We start from the raw sequence: 17,282 nt of genomic DNA on the forward strand, positions 1-17,282 counted from the left end.
CTTCAGACCCGCGCGCCGGCCAGCGCCAGCCCGCGCTCGCTCACCGGGGCGTCCGACTTGCGGAGGTAGACCGCCCAGGTGAGCGCGAAGCACACCCCGTAGAAGACGAGGAACCCGGCGAACGCCGGCACCCCGCTCTTGGTGTCCAGGAACGACTGGCGGAACGCCAGGTTGATGAACAGGCCGCCGAGCGCTCCGATCGCGCCGGCCAGTCCGATCAGCGCACCGGACCGCTTGCGGGCCTTGAGCAGTTCGGCCGTCTCGTCGGCGCCGGCCGCGATCGCCGCCTTCGCCTTGGTGCGGAAGATGGCCGGGATGCTCTTGTAGGTGGAGCCGTTGCCAACGCCGGTCAGCACGAACAGCACGATGAACGCGGTGGTGAACAGCGCCAGCGACCGCGTGTTCGACGCGATGATCAGGATCGCGGTCATCACCGCCATGCCGACGAACGTCCAGAACGTGACCCGGGAGCCGCCCAGCTTGTCCGCGATCCGCCCACCGACCGGGCGGGCCAGCGACCCGAGGAGCGGGCCGAGGAAGGTCACCGCGGCGGCCTGCAGCGGGGTGCGGCCGAACTGGTTCTGCAGCACCAGGCCGAAGGCGAAGCTGTAGCCGATGAACGAGCCGAAGGTGCCGATGTAGAGGAACGACATGAGCCAGGTGTGGGCGTCGCCGACGACCTCGCGCATCGCCTTCTGGTCGCGCCGCACGGAGGCGATGTTGTCCATGAACAGCGCCGAGCACACCGCGGCGACCACGATCAGCGGGATGTAGATGTAGAGGATGATCCGCGGCGCGCCGGTGCCCGCCGTCGCGATGATCAGCAGGCCGACCAGCTGGATCACGGCCACCCCGAGGTTGCCGCCGCCCGCGTTGAGCCCCAGCGCCACGCCCTTGGCCTTCTCCGGGAAGAAGGTGTTGATGTTGGTCATCGAGGAGGCGAAGTTGCCGCCGCCGACGCCACCGAGAGCCGCGACGACCAGGAACACCCACAGCGGGGTGCCCGGCTCCATCACGATCGCCGCGCCGACGCTGGGGATCAGCAGCAGCGAGGCGCTGACGATCGTCCAGTTGCGACCGCCGAACTTCGCCACCGCCCAGCTGTAGGGCAGCCGCGCGATCGCGCCGATCAGGGTCGGCGTCGAGGTCAGCAGGAACTTGTCCGCGGCCGAGAACCCGTACTGCGGCCCCATGAACAGGACCATGACCGACCACAGTGTCCAGACGGAGAACCCGATGTGCTCGGAGAAGATCGAGAACCACAGGTTGCGGTTGGCGATCTTCCTGCCGCCTGCCTCCCAGAACGATTCGTTCTCCGGATCCCAGTGCTCGATCCAGCGCTTGCGCGCGGTGGTGGTCGTCGTCATGTGCACACTCCTAAGCGGTCGTCGCGAGCCAGTCGGCGATGCCGCACACGGCGTCACGGCAGCTGCCACATCCGGTCGTCGCTCTGGTCACGGAGGCGAGGCCGGTGACGTCGGTGGCCCCGGCGCGGAACGCCTCGACCAGCCGGCCCTTCGTCACCGAGTTGCACCGGCAGACGACGGCGGCCGCCGGGAGGTCGGCGGGGCTCGACGCGACGGTCGCCCCCGCGGGCAACGCGCGTCCCAGCAGGACGGCGAGCCGGTCTTCGGGAACCGGGACACCCCGGTCGAACAGGTGCGTGATGGTCGCGGCGGCATCCGGCGCACCCAGCAGGATCGCGCCGGTCACCCGCTCCTCGCGCACCACGAGCTTGGCGTAGCGGCCGCGGGTCGCGTCGGTCAGGCACACGACCTCGGCGTCGGTGTCACCGGCGTCGGCGTGGACGTCGCCGAGCGCGGTGAGGTCGATGCCGCGGGCCTTGAGCTTGGTGATGACCCGCGTGCCGCGGTAGCGCGCCGCCACGTCGGTGCCGGTCAGCAGGTCCGCCAGCACCCGGGCCTGCTGCCAGGCCGGTTCGACCAGCCCGGAGACGGTGCCGGGGTGCTGGGCGCAGTCGCCGATCGCGTGGATGCGGCCGTCGCTGGTGCGCAGCGCGTCGTCGACCACGATGCCGCGGTCGACCGCCAGGCCGGCCTCGACGGCCGGCGTCGTCTCGCTCCGCACCCCGGTGCTGACGACCACGAGGTCGGCGTGGACCTTGCTGCCGTCGTCGAGCTTGAGGCCGTCGCCGGGCAGGTAGCGGGCGGCGCCGGCGCCGAGCTTGAAATCGATGCCCAACTCGCCCAGCGCGCGGGCGAGCACCCGTCCGGCACCGGCGTCGAGCTGGCGTTCCATCACGTGGCCGACCGGGTGCACGACCGTGACCAGGTTGCCGCGGCCGGCCAGCCCGCGCGCCGCCTCCAGGCCGAGCAGGCCGCCGCCGAGCACCGCGACCGGCGCCCCGGCCTTGGCCGCGTCCAGGATCCGGTCGCAGTCGTCGAGCGTGCGGAAGGTGACCACACCCGGCGCCGGGGTGCCGTCGTCGAGGGTCAGACCTTCGATCGGCGGCAGCCACGGGCGGCTGCCGGTGGCCAGCACCAGCGCGTCGTAGTCCACAGTGGAACCGTCGGTCGTCCGGACGCGGCGCGCCGCGCGGTCGATGTGCTCGGCCTTGACGCCCGTGCGCAGGTCGATGTTGTGCCGCGCGGCCCAGTCCGCGTCGTGCAGCCGGACCATCTCCGGCCGCATGGTGCCGGCGACGACGGCGGAGAGCAGGACCCGGTTGTACGCGGCGTGCGGCTCCTCGCCGATGACGGTCAGCGTGACGCGGGTGCCTTCGGGGTCGCGGGCCCGGATCTCGTCGGCGAGCCGGGCCCCGGCCATGCCGTAGCCGAGCACCACCACCTTGCGGGTCATTCCGCACCGTCCTTCGGGGTCAGGCGAACCGCGCACACCTTGAACTCGGGCATGCGGCTCGTCGGGTCCAGGGCCGGGTTGGTCAGCAGGTTCGCCCGCTGCGCACCGGGGAAGTGGAAGGGCAGGAACACCGTGTCCGGGCGCATGGAGGCGAGGCAGCGCACCCGCGCCGTGGTCTCCCCGCGCCGGGAGACGACGCGCGCCCAGTCACCGTCGGCGAGGCCGTGCCGGGCGGCGGTGTCCGGGTGCACCTCGACGTAGGCCTCTGCGACCACGGCGTTCAGCTCGGCGACCAGCCGGGTCTGGGCGCCCGACTGGTAGTGCTGCAGCACCCGTCCGGTGGTGGCTATCAGCGGGAACTCGTCGTCGGTGGGCTCGGCCGGGCCGCGGTGCTCGACCGGCACGAACCGGGCGCGCCCGTCGGCGTGGGCGAAGGAGTCCAGGAACACGCGCGGCGTGCCGGCGTGCCCGGTGCCCGGCACCGGCCAGTACAGCGCCTCGCCGGCGTGCAGGCGGTCGTAGGTGATGCCGGAGTAGTCCGCGAGCCCGCCCCGCGAGGCCTCGCGGAGCTCGGCGAAGACGGTCTCGGCGTCGGTGGGGAAGCGTTCCGCGGGCTGACCCAGGCGCTGCGCGAGTCCACTGAGGACTTCCAGGTCGCTGCGCACCCCGGACGGCGGGTCGAGCGCGCGCTGCCGCAGCAGGACCCGGCCCTCGAGGTTGGTCATCGTCCCGCTCTCCTCGGCCCACTGCGTGACCGGGAGGACGACGTCGGCCATCGCGGCGGTCTCCGACAGCACGAAGTCCGCAACCACGAGGAGGTCCAGGCTGCCCAGGCGCTCCGCGACGTGCGCCGACCGCGGGGCCGACACCACGACGTTGCTGCCGAAGACGAGCATCGCCCTGGGGCCGGTCTCGGTGCCGAGCGCGTCGAGCAGCTCGTAGGCGGACCGGCCCGGGCCGGGCAGCGAAGCCGGGTCCACGCCCCACACCCCGGCGACGTGCTCGCGGGCCGCCGGGTCGTCGATCTTGCGGTAGCCGGGCAGCTGGTCGGCCTTCTGACCGTGCTCGCGGCCGCCCTGGCCGTTGCCCTGACCGGTGAGGCAGCCGTAGCCGGAGCCCGCGCGGCCGGGCAGGCCGAGCGCGAGCGCGAGGTTGATCCACGCGCTGACGGTGTCCGACCCGCTCGCGTGCTGCTCGGTGCCCCGTGCGGTGAGGATGTAGGCGTTGCGTGCGCCGGCCAGCAGGGCGGCCACACGCCGCTGGTCCGCGGCCGCGACGCCGGTGATCCGCTCGACGCGCTCCGGCCACCAGCGGGCCGCGATCTGCCACACCGCCTCGAAACCGCGGGTGCGCTCGTCCACATAGGACCGGTCGAGGCGGCCGTCGGCGACGAGCGCGTGCAGGATGCCCAGCGCCAGCGCGAGATCGGTGCCCGGCGCGGGCGCGAGGTGCAGGCTCGCCTGCCCGGCGGTCGGGGTTCGGCGCGGGTCCACCACGATCAGCCCGCCGGCGTCGATCGCCTTGCGCAGGTGCTGCATGAACGGCGGCATCGTCTCGGCCGGGTTCGACCCGACCAGCAGGACCGCGTCGGCCTCACCGATGTCGGTCAGCGGGAACGGCAGGCCGCGGTCGAGGCCGAACGCCCTGGTGCCGGCCGCCGCCGCGGACGACATGCAGAACCGTCCGTTGTAGTCGACCTGCGAAGTGCGCAGCGCGACCCGCGCGAACTTGCCCAGCAGGTAGCTCTTCTCGTTGGTCAGGCCACCGCCGCCGAAGAGCGCGACGCCGTCGCGGCCGTGTTCGGCCTGCACCTCGGTGATCCGGCGCGCGACGAGGTCGAGCGCGTCGTCCCAGGTCGCGGGCACCAGGTCGCTGTCCACCCGGACCAGCGGCGTGGTCAGCCGCGCCGGGGTGGTGAGCAGGCTGCCCGAGGTCCAGCCCTTCTGGCACAGGCCGCCGCCGTTGGTGGGGAACTCGCGGGGTGCGACAGCGGTGCCGGACAGGCTCATCCCGCACTGCAGGGCGCAGTAGGGGCAGTGGGTGGCCACCGCGGCCCGGGGTTCTGCCGTGAGCGTCACGCGCACCTCCTTCCGTCGTGGTGATGACGGTAGGAACGGCGTGTTACCTGGAAACTCCCGAATGTTTCAGGCGTTTGACATTGCTACGGCGTTTCCGGCGGTGCCCGGTGAGAAGTGACGCGGGCTACAGGATTTCGCTCACCGCGGCCGCCGCGGCGCGCAGACCGTCCAGCGAAGCGGCCGTGGCGCGCGGGCTGAGCGCGTTGCCCGCCAAGCGGAACAGCACGGCGCGCAACAGCAGCTGGGGCCATTCCGGCAGGTGGGCCCAGCGCTCGAGGAACTCGGGCGCGGCGTCCCCCCACGCGACCGCGTCCACGGCGGCAACCGCGGCGCCCCACTCGGCGGGCCGGTGGAACGGGTCGAAGTCGACGATGCCCGGCGGCGCGTCCCCGTCGAACAGCACAGCGCCGAACAGGTCACCGGGCACCACCTGGTCCGGCAGGTCCACGGGTCTTCGCGCGACCGCGAGCACCTCGAACCAGCGGCCGCCCTTGGCCTCGTCCACGGGCACGTCGGCCTCGCCCCACGCGACCCGGTCGGCGATCGCGTCGGGATCGGTACGGGCGCCGAGGAACGGGGGCCGGGGCAGGCCGGACAGGGCGTGCGCGAGCTTGAGGGCCGCGAGCATGATCTCGTCGTGCCGGTGCTGGGGCGCGCCCGTGAGGAAGTGGCGCGCGGACCAGCCGGCGACGATCCACCGGCCGTCCCTGGCCCTGATCGGACGGGCGATGCGCAGGTCCGGCACGTCCAGTGCGTGGAGGGTCTGCGCGAGCCAGAGGGCCTTCGGACGATCCTCGACCGGGGTGAGCACCGTGTCACGGCAGCGGTGGGCGCGGCCGCCCGGGAGGGGTTCGGGCGTGGTGCCGCTGAGCCCGAACGCCATCAGCACGGCGCCCGGTGGGGGCTGGCGTGCTCTCGGACCGGCGGACACGCGCCGAGATTACCCCGCCGGGACGACGTTTTCGGCGCGGTCAGGCCTCCGGCTCGGCGGCCGGGAAGAGGATCGGACTGAGCAGGTAGCGGGAGCGTTCGCCGGTGGCGTCGTTGGTCAGGTGAGGCGTGATCGCCTGGCGGAGGCCGGCGATCAGGTGGTCCCGTTCCGCCTCGCTCAGCCAGAGCGCGTGCTGCCGGAAGCCGACCTGGTCGCGCACCGGGTCCGGGTCGTGGTCGAGGTAGGCGCCGAACTCGGCGACCAGGGTGGCGACGGCGGCGGCGAACGCCTTCCGGTAATCCTCGGTGCCGAGGTCGGCGGGGTCGATGACCGCCTGGTCCCGCCGCAGCCGGTAGCGCCGCTCGACCGCCCCCCGGACGCGCCGCTCCCCCGCCGTTTCGAGGACGCCGGCGCCGGCGAGCACGTCGACGTGCCGGTAGACGGTGGCCTTCAAGACGCCGGGCAGCCGCTCGCGTGGATGTGGGAACCCCCGGACTACGCGGTCCCGGAGTCGTTCGTCGAACACGAGGTGGCCGGCACGCTGACGCTGCCCGTGGCGTCCGGCCCGCGGCCCGGCGTGGTGCTGCTCGCCGGTGGCGGGCCGGTGGACCGGGACGAGACGAGCGGCCCGAACAAGCCGCTGAAGGACCTGGCGTGGGGCCTGGCGAGCCGGGGCGTGGCCGTGGTCCGGTTCGACAAGCGGTCCGGCGGGGTGACGATGGCCGAGGAGTACGTGCCGGACTCCGTCGCCGCGGTGCGCCTGGTCGCCACCGAGTCCGATCGGGTGTTCCTGGTGGGGCACAGCATGGGCGGCAAGGCGGCGCCCCGGGTCGCCGCGTCCGAGCCGCCCGTCGCGGGGCTGGTGATCCTGGCCGGCGATACGCAGCCGATGCACGAGGCCGCGGTGCGGGTCGCGCGGCACCTCCGGTCGATCGGCGCCGTGCCGGCCGAGCTGGTCGACGCGATCACCCGGCAGGCGGCGGCCGTGAGCCAGCTGACCCCGTCGGCCCCGGCCGAGGACCTGCTGTTCGGGTTCCCCGCGTCGTACTGGCTGGACCTGCGCGACTACGACCCCGTCGCCACGGCCGCCGCCGTGGACCGTCCGATCCTCATCCTGCAGGGCGGCCGCGACTACCAGGTCACCGTCGCCGACGACCTCGCCCGCTGGCGCGCCGGGCTCGCGGACCGCGACGACGTCACGATCCGGGTGCACGAGGCGGCCGACCACCTCTTCTTCCCCGGCACGCAACCCTCGACACCGGCCCAGTACGCCGAACGGCAGCACGTGGACGCCGCGGTGATCGACGACATCGCGAGCTGGATCCAGCGATGAGAAAGGCCCGCCGCGGCGAACCGCGGCGGGCCTGTCACCAGAGCCGGCTCAGTAGGTCGGCAGGCTCTTGTCGATCTGGTTGGCCCAGGCCAGCACGCCGCCACCGAGGTGGGTGGCGTCCTTGAACCCGGCCCGGTGCAGCGCCGCCAGCGCCTCCGCCGACCGCGCGCCCGACTTGCAGTGCAGCACGATCGGCTTGTCCTGCGGCAGCTCCGCCAGCGCCTCGCCGGAGAGGATGCGGTCCTTCGGGATCAGCTTGGCGCCCTTGATGTTCACGATCTCGTACTCGTGCGGCTCGCGGACGTCGATGAGCGCGAAGTCCTCACCCGCGTCGAACTTGGCCTTCAGCTCGGCCGGGGTGATGGTGCTGCCCGACGCCGCCTGCTGCGCCTCGTCCGACACGACACCGCAGAACGCCTCGTAGTCGATCAGCTCGGTGATCTTCGGCGTCTCCGGGTCCTTGCGGATCTTGACCTCGCGGTAGCGCATCTCCAGCGCGTCGTAGCTGATCAGGCGGCCGAGCAGCGGCTCACCGATACCGGTGATCAGCTTGATCGCCTCGGTCACCATGATCGAGCCGATCGAGGCGCACAGCACGCCCAGCACGCCGCCCTCGGCGCACGAGGGGACCATGCCCGGAGGCGGCGGCTCGGGGTAGAGGTCGCGGTAGTTCAGGCCCTGCCCGTTCGGCGCGTCCTCCCAGAACACGCTGACCTGGCCCTCGAACCGGAAGATCGAACCCCACACGTACGGCTTGCCCAGCAGCACGGCGGCGTCGTTGACCAGGTACCGGGTCGCGAAGTTGTCGGTGCCGTCGAGGATCAGGTCGTACCCGCGGAACACGTCCAGCGCGTTCGCGGTGGTCAGCTGCTCGGTGTGCAGGATGACGTCGACGAACGGGTTGATCTCGGCGATCGACTCCTTGGCCGAGACGGCCTTGGGCTTGCCGATGTCGGACTGACCGTGGATGACCTGGCGCTGCAGGTTCGACTCGTCGACGACGTCGAAGTCGATCACGCCGAGCGTGCCCACACCGGCGGCTGCGAGGTACAGCAGAGCGGGGCTGCCGAGGCCACCGGCACCGATGACCAGGACCTTCGCGTTCTTCAGCCGCTTCTGCCCGTCCATCCCGACATCCGGGATGATCAGGTGCCGACTGTAGCGGGCCACCTCTTCCTTGGTGAGCTCGGCCGCCGGCTCCACGAGCGGCGGCAGTGTGCCTGCCATCGGTCCTCCAAATCGCGCGGCTGTCAGTGTCGCTTCCCCCAGTATCCACAACACGCAGCGCAACCGGACTCTTCCCGGCCTCCCACGATGTGGGAATCAGCCGCCGCCGGGAACCTTGTCGCCGAAGTCGAGCACCGGCCACGCGTTCGGCACGCAGGTCTTGCCGTCCGCGGGCACGGCCTTCGAGTTGTACTTGTCCACCGAGTTCAGCTGGGCCACGTAGTCGTTGGAGACCCCGAACGTCTGCTGCATCATCACGGGCGCCAGCGCGCCGTTCTCCTTGCAGCCCACGTGGCTGTTGCCCAGCGCGTGCCCGACCTCGTGGTTGATCGCGTACTGCCGGTACAGCCCGAGGTCGGTGAACGCGAGCGCGCCGCGCACCCACCGGGCGAGGTTGATCACCACGCGGTGGTCGAACGACCGCGAGTAGCACGACGTCGGGAACTGGATGTCGAACCCGCAGACGTCCGGCCGCTTCGCGGTGTCCGGAGTGGTGAGGCTCACGCGGAAGTCGATGTCCGGCGCGTCCGCGCCGACCCGCTGCAACTTGACCTTGCCGGTGCCGATCCAGCTGCGCACGTCCGACAGGGTCCGCTCCACGGCGCTGGCGAACGCGTCGTCGCCGGCGTAGCTGGACGGGTCGATGCCGTTCTCGACCTCGATCGTGTAGTGGTAGACGGTCCCGCCGCTGCCGACCTCCTTGCCGCTCACGCCGTCGGGCGGCACCGGCACCACGTGGTAGGCCATCGCGCCGCTCTGCGTGAAACCACCGCCGGTGGGCAGCTCGGCGGTGGGGATGTTCAGGTCGCGGGGCGGGGCCGGTTGTTCCTCCGGCCCCGGATCTTCGACGCCCACGCCCTCCCTGGACTGGGCCGAGTTCGACGGCGGCGCCGGTTCACCCGCGGTGTTGAACGCCACCAGGACGGTGATCACGACCAGCACCGGCAGGGCGTACACCCGCCAGCCGTAGGTGCCGACGAGACGGCGCACCTTGCCCCGGCGGCGACGCGCCTCGCGGGCCTCCTCCGGGTCCTGCTCGAGCTGCGCCTGCGGCGGTTTCCAGGACGCGGCCAGCGGCTCGGCCTGGACGCGGCGGCTGCGCGGGCGGTAGCGGTCCTCGCTCAGGCGGACCGACGACCGGTCCGGGGAAGGTGCGTACTGCGTCCGCCGCCCCTCGCCACGCTCGCCCCTGCTCGCCCGGTTCACGGCTCCCAGATTGCCACATGCGCAGAGTTACGCAACGCGCGACCAACCCGTCACTCTGCGGGCTCGACGTCACTCGAATGGGCTACCACGAACCGGCGGCCACCTGTTCCCACATACCCAGAATCGCCTTCGCTACGACAACCGGGCGTTCCATCTGCGCCACATGGCCGGTGCGGGGTAGGACGAGCAGCCGAGCGCGCGGCAGCAACTCGGCGGTACGGGCGGCCCGCCGGACCGAGATCACCTTGTCCTCGGTGCCCCACACCACCAGCGTCGGAACCGTCACCGTCGGCGCGACCCGCCACAGCGACGCGGCGCCGCGGGCGAACCAGGTCCGGAAGATGCCGAACGTACTGCGCGACATCGCCGTGTTCGCCCAGGCCAGCTCGGCGCGCGCGGAGTGCTCCTCGACCAGCTCGGCCATCCGGTGCTCGGGGAAGGAACCCGGATCGGCGAAGCACAGCTTGATGACCTGTTGCGCGCGTTCCCGTGCGGTGTAGGCCGCCAGCTTGCGGCGCGCCCTGCGGCCCAGCAGCGGCAGGTAGGCCAGCGCCATCAGCGGATCGGACAGCCGCCGCGGGTCGGGGCGCCGGTCGGGCATCGCCGGCGAGATCAGCGTGAGCGTCTTGACCAGGTGCGGGTGCCGGGCCGCGAGGAGCAGCGCCACCGCGCCGCCCATCGAGTTGCCGACCAGGTGCACCGGCCCGCGGTCCAGGCCTTCGGCGAACTTCCGCACCACCTCGGCGTGCGCGTCGAGGCTGAAGTCGAAGGCCCGTTCCGGCTCGGAGAACCCGAACCCGGGCAGGTCGACGGCCACCCCGCCCGCGGTCGGCGCCAGCAGCGCGGCCAGGTCCGTCCAGTTCGTCGACGAGCCGCCGAGCCCGTGCACGTAGAGCACGGTCTCCTCCTCGGCGCCCGGGGTGCGCCGGACGTGCAGGGAAACGCCGCCGACGTGTTCCGTACCGCCGGGCCACGGCGGGAGTTCCGGGTCGAGTTCGGGTAACTCACGAGTGGACAGCGGTACGTGGGTGACGGGCACCCGGGGCGCCCCGGCGTCCGGGGCCGGCCGGGAACTCGGGACGGTGTCGGTCATGGATTCAGGATGCCTACCCACCCGGCCCTTGGCGACTCGGCGATACCGGCGAGTAATCTCGAACGGGTTCTTTGGGAGGAAAGCATGACGGAGACTGCGGCGGCGCAACAGCGGGGAGTCCGGCTGCCCCGGACCGAGCGGCGCGCTCAGCTTCTGGCCGCGGCGCAGCGGGTCTTCTCGGCCAACGGGTACCACGCGGCGGCCATGGACGAGATCGCCGAGCAGGCCGGTGTCAGCAAGCCCGTGCTGTACCAGCACTTCCCCGGCAAGCTCGACCTCTACACGGCCCTGCTGGAGAACCACGTCGACGAGCTGGTCGCCCGGGTGGGCGAGGCGCTCGCCTCGACCACCGACAACAAGCTGCGCGTGCGCGCCGCCGTCGGCGCCTTCTTCGACTTCGTCGCCAGCGAGACCGGCGCCTTCCGGATGATCTTCGAGTCCGACCTGCGCGGCGAGCCCGTCGTGCAGGAGGCCGTGGACCGCGCGACCACCGAGTGCGTCAACGCGATCACCGAGACCATCACCTCGGACGCGGGCCTGGACGAGGGCCGCGCACGCCTGCTGGCGGTCGGCCTGGTCGGGTTGAGCCAGGTCAGCGCCCGGTTCTGGCTGGCCCACCACAGCACGATGAGCCGCGAGGAGGCCGTCGCCCTGACCGCGACGCTCGCCTGGCGCGGCATCGGCGGCGGCTTCCCGCTCCAGCACGCCCCCGGCGAGGCGTAGCTCAGACCTTCAGCAGGCGGCTCAGCCGGGCCGCCACCTCCCGCGTCCGCTCGTAGGTCAGCTCGTGACCGGCGCCCGGGAACAGCACGAACTCCGCGTCCGGCAGCTCCTCGGCGATCACGCGCGCGTGGTGCACCGGCGTGATCCGGTCCCGGTCCCCCACCAGCACCACCGCGGGCGTGTCGCGCAGGGTGGCCAGCGCCTTGCGCCGGTCGTGCTCGGACATCGAGTCGCGGAACCCGCCCACGCTGCGCGGGTGCGCCCGCAGGAACTGCTCCGTCATCGCCCGCACGTCGGCCCGTCGGACCTTCTTCCCGAACGCCAGCCACTTCACCGACGGGCGCGCCAGCGGTGCCGGGATCGGCACGTGCTCGGCACCCCAGCGGTTCAGCAGCCGCCCGAACGCCTTGTCCACGCGGGCCGCGACCCGCCCCGCGGTGCCGTCGAGGCCCAGCGTGAGCCGGTCCATGTCGCAGCAGGACGTGGCGATGAACGCCACCCCGGCGACCCGCGACGCGACCAGGTCCGGGTGCCGTTCGGCCAGGGCCATCACGGTCATCCCGCCCATCGAGTGCCCGGCCAGCACGAGCTTGCCCTCGGGCACCAGCTCCGCGATCAGCTCGGCGAGGTCGTCTGCCAGCTGCGCGACCGTCGCGGTGCCCGGCCGCGCCGGCTCGGACAGGCCGTGCCCGCGGTGGTCGTAGCGCAGCACCTGGACGCCGGTGGGCAGCAGCGGCAGCACCGGGTCCCACTCCAGGTGGTCCTGGGTCCACGCGTGCACCAGGACCAGGGTGACCGCGGCGTCGCGCGGCCCGGACAGATCGACGTGCAGGGCGGTGCCGTCGCCGGTGGTGAAGCGACGGTCCGTCCCCCTACGCCGGACCGTCGCCGTCATCGGGCCCCCAGCAGGAAGGACTTGCGCCACCAGTACGTGCCCGGCGAGCCGACCAGCCCGGCCTCGTCCAGGAACGCCATGATCCGCTCGCCGGACCAGCGCAGCGTCTCGTGCCAGTGGGGGTTTTTCATCGCGGTCTCCCACGCCTCGCGCGGGTTGAGCCCGACCGCCTGGTAGACGCGCGGGTTGATCAGGCTGCGGGTGATGGCGAAACTCACCACCGCGATGAGCCAGCGCTGGTAGAACAGCTCGACCCGGCCCAGGTTCGCCATGCCGCGGGTGACCTCCTCGCGCGCGAAGGTCACGTGCCGCGCCTCCTCCAGCACGTGGATGCGGTTGACCATGCGCACGAGCGGCTGGATGTTCTCGTCGGCCATGCTCTCCCGCTGGATGCGGTCGAGGATCTCCTCGGCGACCAGGATCGAGCCGTAGAGCGCGGGCCCGTACCCGATGAACGGCAGCAGCTTGCCCAGCCGGTGCACGATCTTGACCGGTCCGTACGCCGGCGCGCCGAGCCGTTCGACCGAGCGCGCGAACATCGTCGAATGGCGGCACTCGTCGGCGATCTCGGTGAGCGCGTACTGCACGTGCCGCTTGGTGGGGTCGGAGTTGTAGACCTCCTTGAGCAGCATCTGCATCAGCAGGACCTCGAAGAAGATGCCGTTGCTGGCGATGCTGGCGAGCTCGTGCTTGCCCAGCTCCAGCCGCTGCTCCGGGGTGAGCCGGTCCCACAGGTGCGTGCCGTACAGCGAGCTGCGGTGCTCCAGCTGGAACGGCTTGCCCTCGGCCAGCGGGGCGTTCCAGTCGATGTCGACCTCGGGGTCGTAGAACTTGTTCGCCGAGGACTTCAGCAACCGCTCCGCGGTCTTCTCCCGGCCGTGGTCGTCCAGCGTTCGCGTCATCGCGTGCTCCCCACTGATTGTGTAACCCGTGGTAACAGTTACCTCTGGTAGCTTGAAGCGCGTGACGGATCGTGTCAAGCGCAGCGGCAAACACCCGACGGCCGGTGAACCCGCGACCGGCGACGCCCGGCGGGACCGCTGGCGCAAGCACCGGGTCGAGCGGCGGGCGGAGTTCGTCGAGGCGGCGCTGAAGGCACTGGACGAGCACGGCCCGGACCTGGCGATGGACGACGTCGCCGTCGCCGCCGGGGTCACCAAACCGGTGCTGTACCGGCACTTCGCGGACAAGGCCGACCTCTACGACGCGCTCGGCCAGCGCGGCACGGAGCTGCTGTTCTCGCGCCTGGTCCCGGCGATCAACGCCGAGCTGGCGCCGGTGCCGCGGATCCGCATGGCGCTGGACGCGTTCTTCACCGTCATCGAGGAGCACCCGAACCTGTACCGGCTGCTGGTGCGCGGGTCGTTCGCCGGCAAGCAGGCCGACGCCGACGTGGTGGCCGAGGACAAGGAGCTCATCGCCACGGCGCTGACCGCCCTGCTCGGCGACTACATGCGGATGTTCAACATGGACTCCGGCGCGGCCGAGCCGTGGGCCTACGGGATCGTGGGGATGGTCCAGAACACCGGAGAGTGGTGGCTGGAGCGCCGGTCGATGAGCCGCGACAGCGTCGTGGAGTACCTGACGCAGATCATCTGGGCCGCCATCGACGGGCTCGCGCGCCAGCACGGGGTCACGATCGACCCGGACAAGCCGCTGGAGGAGAACAAGATCGTCCAGCTCGGACGGGGACGCCCGAAGGAGGAGACGGATGTCGGCTGACGACGAAGACGGCTACACCGGTCCCGCGCAGGTGGTGGTCGAGGGCACCGAGATCGCGGTCGAGGTGGAGCTGCGCGGCCACTTCCAGCCGATCGACGGCTACTACCGCTGGTACGGCCGCATCGCGCCGAACGCCGAGCTGGACGCGCTGTGCGGCGGCCGCAAGAAGACGGGCGAGATCCGCACGCCGGAGGGCTCCGCGACGGGCGAGTTCGCCGACCCGGACCCGTGGGGCCGCTACCGCGTCCTCGGGACGAGCACCCCGCCGTTCACGGTGCCCACAACCCTGGCCGAACTGGCCGGGTAGCGAAAAAGGGGCGCCCACCTGGTCCAGGTGGGCGCCCCTTCGTTCGTCGGAGGCTTACGAGCCGACCGCGAAACCGACCCGGCGCACGTCCGAGGGCGCGATCTCGACGTAGGCGATCCGGTCCGAGGGGACCATGAACTTGCGGCCCTTGTCGTCGGTGAGGCTGAACAGGCCGTCCGCGGTCTTCAGCGCGTCGGCGACCAGCTTCTCGACCTCCTCGGCCGACTGGCCGCTGGACACCACCAGCTCACGCGGCGTGTCCTTGATGCCGATCTTGACCTCCACCTGTACCTCCGGCTCGTTCTGCCACGTTCTCCACCGCCCAGGCTAGCCCAGCCCGAGCTTCTGCATCCGTTTGGCGTGCCCCTGCTGCAACCGGCGGAACAGCCCGGCGATTCCCGACAGGTCGCCCGACCCGGACACGATCAGCTCGGCCAGCGGGTCGCGCTCGGCCACCACGTACTGCGCCTGGGTGAGCGCCTCGCCGAGCAGCCGCCGCCCCCACAGCGCCAGCTTGTCGCGCGTCTTCGGGTCGGCCTCGATGCCGGCCGCGACCTCCCGCTCGGCGAACGCCGAGTGCCCGGTGTCGGCGAGCACGGTCACCACGAGGTCCTTGGTCTCCGGGTCCAGCCAGCTGCCCACCTCGCGGTACAGGTCGGCCGCCAGCCCGTCGCCGACGTAGGCCTTGACCAGCGACTCCAGCCACGACCTCGGCGCGGTGGACGCGTGCCAGGCGTCGAAGCGGGCGACGAAGGGCTCCATCGCGTCCTCGACCCGCCTGCCGTGGTCGGCGAGGAACTTCGCCAGCATGTCGTAGTGCCCGATCTCGGCGGCCGCCATCGCCGACAGCGCCGCGCGGCCGGACAGGGTGGGCGCCTGGCGCGCGTCCTCGGCCATCCGGTCGAACGCGGACAGCTCGCCGTAGGCGATGACCCCGAGCAGGTCGACGACGCCTTCGCTGATCTCTCGTGTCACGGCCGTGAGCGTACCGCCGCTACGAGGAGACGAATCTAACGTGGACACACCGGGCCGAAATACCGAGGCCGGCGCCGCACCGGTTACAATTGGACGGGAAAGCTACCGCATTCGCTCAGATGCGCCCCACCCGAGGCACCCCCGCCTCGACTCGCCGGAGGACGAGCACACCCGGGCGCAGGGCGAGCGGCAGGTAATGCGCGTGCACGCCGTCCAGGCAATCCCGGTGGACCTTCCCGCCGGTTGAGTGCCGAATCTCGACCAGGCCGTGCGCGCTGGTAGAGAGAGGCGATCACACTGACCGCGACCGAATCCGACAACAACCAGATCGACCCGGTGACCCTCGAGCACAGCGAGAGCGGCGTCCCGGACACCGACACCTCGCACCCCCTGCAGGCCGACCACGTCGAGCCCGCCACCCCCACCTTCGCCGAGCTGGGTGTTCGCCCCGAGATCGTGCGGGCGCTCGCCGAGGCCGGCATCGAGCACACCTTCGCCATCCAGGCCCTCACGCTGCCGCTCGCGCTGGCCGGTGACGACCTGATCGGCCAGGCCCGCACCGGCATGGGCAAGACGCTGGGCTTCGGCGTCCCGCTGCTGCAGCGCCTGGTCAGCCCCGGCGACGGAACCCCGCAGGCGCTCGTCGTCGTGCCGACCCGCGAGCTGTGCCTGCAGGTCACGCGTGACATCACCGACGCCGCGAAGCACCTGGACGTGCAGACGCTGGCCATCTACGGCGGCCGCCCCTACGAGCAGCAGATCAGCGCGCTGCGCAAGGGCGTCGACGTGGTCGTCGGCACCCCCGGCCGCCTGCTCGACCTCGCCGAGCAGAAGGCGCTGGTCCTGGGCAAGGTCCGCGCGCTGGTGCTGGACGAGGCCGACGAGATGCTCGACCTGGGCTTCCTCCCGGACATCGAGCGCATCCTCGGCATGGTGCCCGACGAGCGGCAGACGATGCTGTTCTCGGCCACGATGCCGGACCCGATCATCAAGCTGGCGCGCACCTTCCTCAACCGCCCCACGCACGTGCGGGCCGAGGAGAACGACTCGAGCGCGGTGCACGAGCGCACCACCCAGTTCGCCTACCGGGCGCACTCGCTGGACAAGCCGGAGCTCATCGCCCGCGTCCTGCAGGCCAGGGACCGCGGCCTGACGATGATCTTCACCCGCACCAAGCGCACCGCCCAGAAGGTGGCCGACGACCTCGCCGAGCGCGGGTTCGCCGCCGCCGCGGTGCACGGTGACCTGGGCCAGGGCGCCCGTGAGCAGGCGCTGCGCGCGTTCCGCTCGGGCAAGGTCGACGTGCTGGTGGCCACCGACGTGGCGGCCCGCGGCATCGACGTCACCGACGTGACGCACGTGATCAACTACCAGACGCCCGAGGACGAGAGCACCTACGTGCACCGCATCGGCCGCACCGGCCGCGCGGGCAAGACCGGCGTCGCGATCACGCTGGTCGACTGGGACGACATGCACCGCTGGCAGAGCATCAACGACGCGCTCAAGCTCGACCTGGCCGAGCCGGTCGAGACGTACTCGACGTCGAAGCACCTGTTCAGCGACCTGGACATCCCGGAGGACGCCACCGGGCGCCTGCCGCTGTCCAAGCGCACCCGCGCCGGCCTGTCGGCCGAGCCGGAGGAGCAGATGGGCGGCCGCCGCCGCTCCGGTGGCAGCACCCGCACCCGTCGTCGCACGCGCGGCGCGAAGGGCACCGAGGGCGAGCCGGCCGAGGCCACCGGCGAGTCGTCCGGCGAGGAGCGCCGTCCGCGCCGCCGCACGCGCGGTGGCAAGGCGGTCGGTGACGCCTCGGGGCCGGCGGACAAGGGCCCGGCCGAGCGCGAGGCCGGCGAGTCGGCGGAGCGTCCGGCGCGTCGGCGCCGCCGTCGCCGTTCGGGTTCGGCGGGCGCGACGGCGAACACGTCTGATACACCGGGTTCGGCAGACTGAGGTCGACCGGCGCTGCAGGCGC

The 17,282-nt window shown here is 72.0% G+C and carries 17 protein-coding genes; 5 read left to right on the forward strand and 12 right to left on the reverse strand.

The genetic code is table 11. The features are described 5' to 3' along the window. Positions 1-2: 2 nt before the first annotated feature. The 5 genes from FB470_RS06050 to FB470_RS06070 all read right to left on the reverse strand — a co-directional run bounded on the left by FB470_RS06050 (position 3) and on the right by FB470_RS06070 (position 6,283). Positions 3-1,367, reverse strand: coding sequence for a nitrate/nitrite transporter (locus tag FB470_RS06050; protein WP_306989404.1), 1,365 nt, complete (start codon positions 1,365-1,367; stop codon positions 3-5). A gap of 10 nt (positions 1,368-1,377) precedes the next feature. Continuing rightward, positions 1,378-2,820 carry an FAD-dependent oxidoreductase gene (locus FB470_RS06055; protein ID WP_306989406.1) on the reverse strand — a complete coding sequence of 481 codons (1,443 nt, stop codon included), beginning with the start codon at positions 2,818-2,820 and terminating at the stop codon, positions 1,378-1,380. Continuing rightward, entirely contained in the window at positions 2,817-4,898 is a 2,082-nt protein-coding gene (locus tag FB470_RS06060) for a molybdopterin oxidoreductase family protein (RefSeq protein ID WP_370876448.1), read from the reverse strand. Before FB470_RS06060 ends, FB470_RS06055 begins: the two co-directional genes overlap by 4 nt. 124 nt (positions 4,899-5,022) lie before the next feature. Next, positions 5,023-5,829, reverse strand: a complete 807-nt coding sequence (locus FB470_RS06065) for a TIGR02569 family protein (protein ID WP_306989408.1) — start codon at positions 5,827-5,829, stop codon at positions 5,023-5,025. A 40-nt stretch (positions 5,830-5,869) separates the two neighbouring features. Continuing rightward, positions 5,870-6,283: a helix-turn-helix domain-containing protein gene (locus tag FB470_RS06070; protein ID WP_306989410.1), complete on the reverse strand. Its 414-nt coding sequence runs from the start codon at positions 6,281-6,283 to the stop codon at positions 5,870-5,872. A gap of 24 nt (positions 6,284-6,307) precedes the next feature. On the opposite strand from FB470_RS06070, the gene FB470_RS06075 reads away from it, so the two are divergent. After that, entirely contained in the window at positions 6,308-7,162 is an 855-nt protein-coding gene (locus tag FB470_RS06075; RefSeq protein WP_306989412.1) for an alpha/beta hydrolase family protein, read from the forward strand. A 48-nt stretch (positions 7,163-7,210) separates the two neighbouring features. Here FB470_RS06075 and moeZ read toward each other — a convergent pair whose 3' ends face one another. The 3 genes from moeZ to FB470_RS06090 form a co-directional block, all read right to left on the reverse strand. Further along, on the reverse strand, positions 7,211-8,389 hold the full coding sequence (gene moeZ, locus FB470_RS06080; RefSeq protein WP_306989413.1) for an adenylyltransferase/sulfurtransferase MoeZ: 1,179 nt from the start codon (positions 8,387-8,389) through the stop codon (positions 7,211-7,213). Positions 8,390-8,485: 96 nt separating this feature from the next. Continuing rightward, a complete protein-coding gene (locus FB470_RS06085; protein WP_306989415.1) occupies positions 8,486-9,595 on the reverse strand; it encodes a DUF3152 domain-containing protein in 1,110 nt (369 codons plus the stop codon). 82 nt (positions 9,596-9,677) lie between these two features. Continuing rightward, complete coding sequence (locus FB470_RS06090) at positions 9,678-10,688, reverse strand: alpha/beta fold hydrolase (protein ID WP_306989416.1); 1,011 nt, start codon at positions 10,686-10,688, stop codon at positions 9,678-9,680. Positions 10,689-10,772: 84 nt separating this feature from the next. On the opposite strand from FB470_RS06090, the gene FB470_RS06095 reads away from it, so the two are divergent. Then, entirely contained in the window at positions 10,773-11,411 is a 639-nt protein-coding gene (locus FB470_RS06095; protein WP_306989417.1) for a TetR/AcrR family transcriptional regulator, read from the forward strand. 1 nt (position 11,412) lies between these two features. On the opposite strand, the gene FB470_RS06100 is transcribed toward FB470_RS06095, so the two are convergent. Together FB470_RS06100 and FB470_RS06105 are read right to left on the reverse strand one after the other, a co-directional pair. Beyond that, positions 11,413-12,306: an alpha/beta fold hydrolase gene (locus FB470_RS06100; RefSeq protein ID WP_306989418.1), complete on the reverse strand. Its 894-nt coding sequence runs from the start codon at positions 12,304-12,306 to the stop codon at positions 11,413-11,415. Then, entirely contained in the window at positions 12,303-13,208 is a 906-nt protein-coding gene (locus FB470_RS06105; protein ID WP_306989419.1) for an AurF N-oxygenase family protein, read from the reverse strand. The genes FB470_RS06100 and FB470_RS06105 overlap by 4 nt, the downstream gene beginning before the upstream one ends. Before the next feature lie 61 nt (positions 13,209-13,269). On the opposite strand from FB470_RS06105, the gene FB470_RS06110 reads away from it, so the two are divergent. Then, a complete protein-coding gene (locus FB470_RS06110; protein ID WP_306989420.1) occupies positions 13,270-14,028 on the forward strand; it encodes a TetR/AcrR family transcriptional regulator in 759 nt (252 codons plus the stop codon). Next, positions 14,018-14,335, forward strand: a complete 318-nt coding sequence (locus FB470_RS06115) for a DUF4873 domain-containing protein (protein WP_306989422.1) — start codon at positions 14,018-14,020, stop codon at positions 14,333-14,335. The genes FB470_RS06110 and FB470_RS06115 overlap by 11 nt, the downstream gene beginning before the upstream one ends. Positions 14,336-14,389: 54 nt before the next feature. Here FB470_RS06115 and FB470_RS06120 read toward each other — a convergent pair whose 3' ends face one another. Next, positions 14,390-14,620: a DUF3107 domain-containing protein gene (locus tag FB470_RS06120; RefSeq protein ID WP_306989423.1), complete on the reverse strand. Its 231-nt coding sequence runs from the start codon at positions 14,618-14,620 to the stop codon at positions 14,390-14,392. Between the two features lie 42 nt (positions 14,621-14,662). Continuing rightward, on the reverse strand, positions 14,663-15,310 hold the full coding sequence (locus tag FB470_RS06125; RefSeq protein ID WP_306989425.1) for a ferritin-like fold-containing protein: 648 nt from the start codon (positions 15,308-15,310) through the stop codon (positions 14,663-14,665). Positions 15,311-15,646: 336 nt separating this feature from the next. On the opposite strand from FB470_RS06125, the gene FB470_RS06130 reads away from it, so the two are divergent. Further along, positions 15,647-17,260 (forward strand): DEAD/DEAH box helicase, encoded by a 1,614-nt coding sequence (locus tag FB470_RS06130; protein WP_306989427.1) that lies wholly within the window; start codon positions 15,647-15,649, stop codon positions 17,258-17,260. Positions 17,261-17,282 lie beyond the last annotated feature (22 nt).

This window comes from Amycolatopsis thermophila, from assembly GCF_030814215.1.
Lineage (GTDB): Bacteria > Actinomycetota > Actinomycetes > Mycobacteriales > Pseudonocardiaceae > Amycolatopsis_E > Amycolatopsis_E thermophila.

Excerpts from the sequence above, each read along its gene's own strand:
- FB470_RS06100 (WP_306989418.1), bottom strand. The coding sequence starts at position 12,306 with ATGACGGCGACGGTCCGGCGTAGGGGGACGGACCGTCGCTTCACCACC.
- FB470_RS06075 (WP_306989412.1), top strand. The coding sequence starts at position 6,308 with ATGTGGGAACCCCCGGACTACGCGGTCCCGGAGTCGTTCGTCGAACAC.
- FB470_RS06105 (WP_306989419.1), bottom strand. The coding sequence starts at position 13,208 with ATGACGCGAACGCTGGACGACCACGGCCGGGAGAAGACCGCGGAGCGG.
- FB470_RS06115 (WP_306989422.1), top strand. The coding sequence starts at position 14,018 with ATGTCGGCTGACGACGAAGACGGCTACACCGGTCCCGCGCAGGTGGTG.
- FB470_RS06055 (WP_306989406.1), bottom strand. The coding sequence starts at position 2,820 with ATGACCCGCAAGGTGGTGGTGCTCGGCTACGGCATGGCCGGGGCCCGG.
- FB470_RS06095 (WP_306989417.1), top strand. The coding sequence starts at position 10,773 with ATGACGGAGACTGCGGCGGCGCAACAGCGGGGAGTCCGGCTGCCCCGG.
- FB470_RS06090 (WP_306989416.1), bottom strand. The coding sequence starts at position 10,688 with ATGACCGACACCGTCCCGAGTTCCCGGCCGGCCCCGGACGCCGGGGCG.
- FB470_RS06050 (WP_306989404.1), bottom strand. The coding sequence starts at position 1,367 with ATGACGACGACCACCACCGCGCGCAAGCGCTGGATCGAGCACTGGGAT.
- moeZ (WP_306989413.1), bottom strand. The coding sequence starts at position 8,389 with ATGGCAGGCACACTGCCGCCGCTCGTGGAGCCGGCGGCCGAGCTCACC.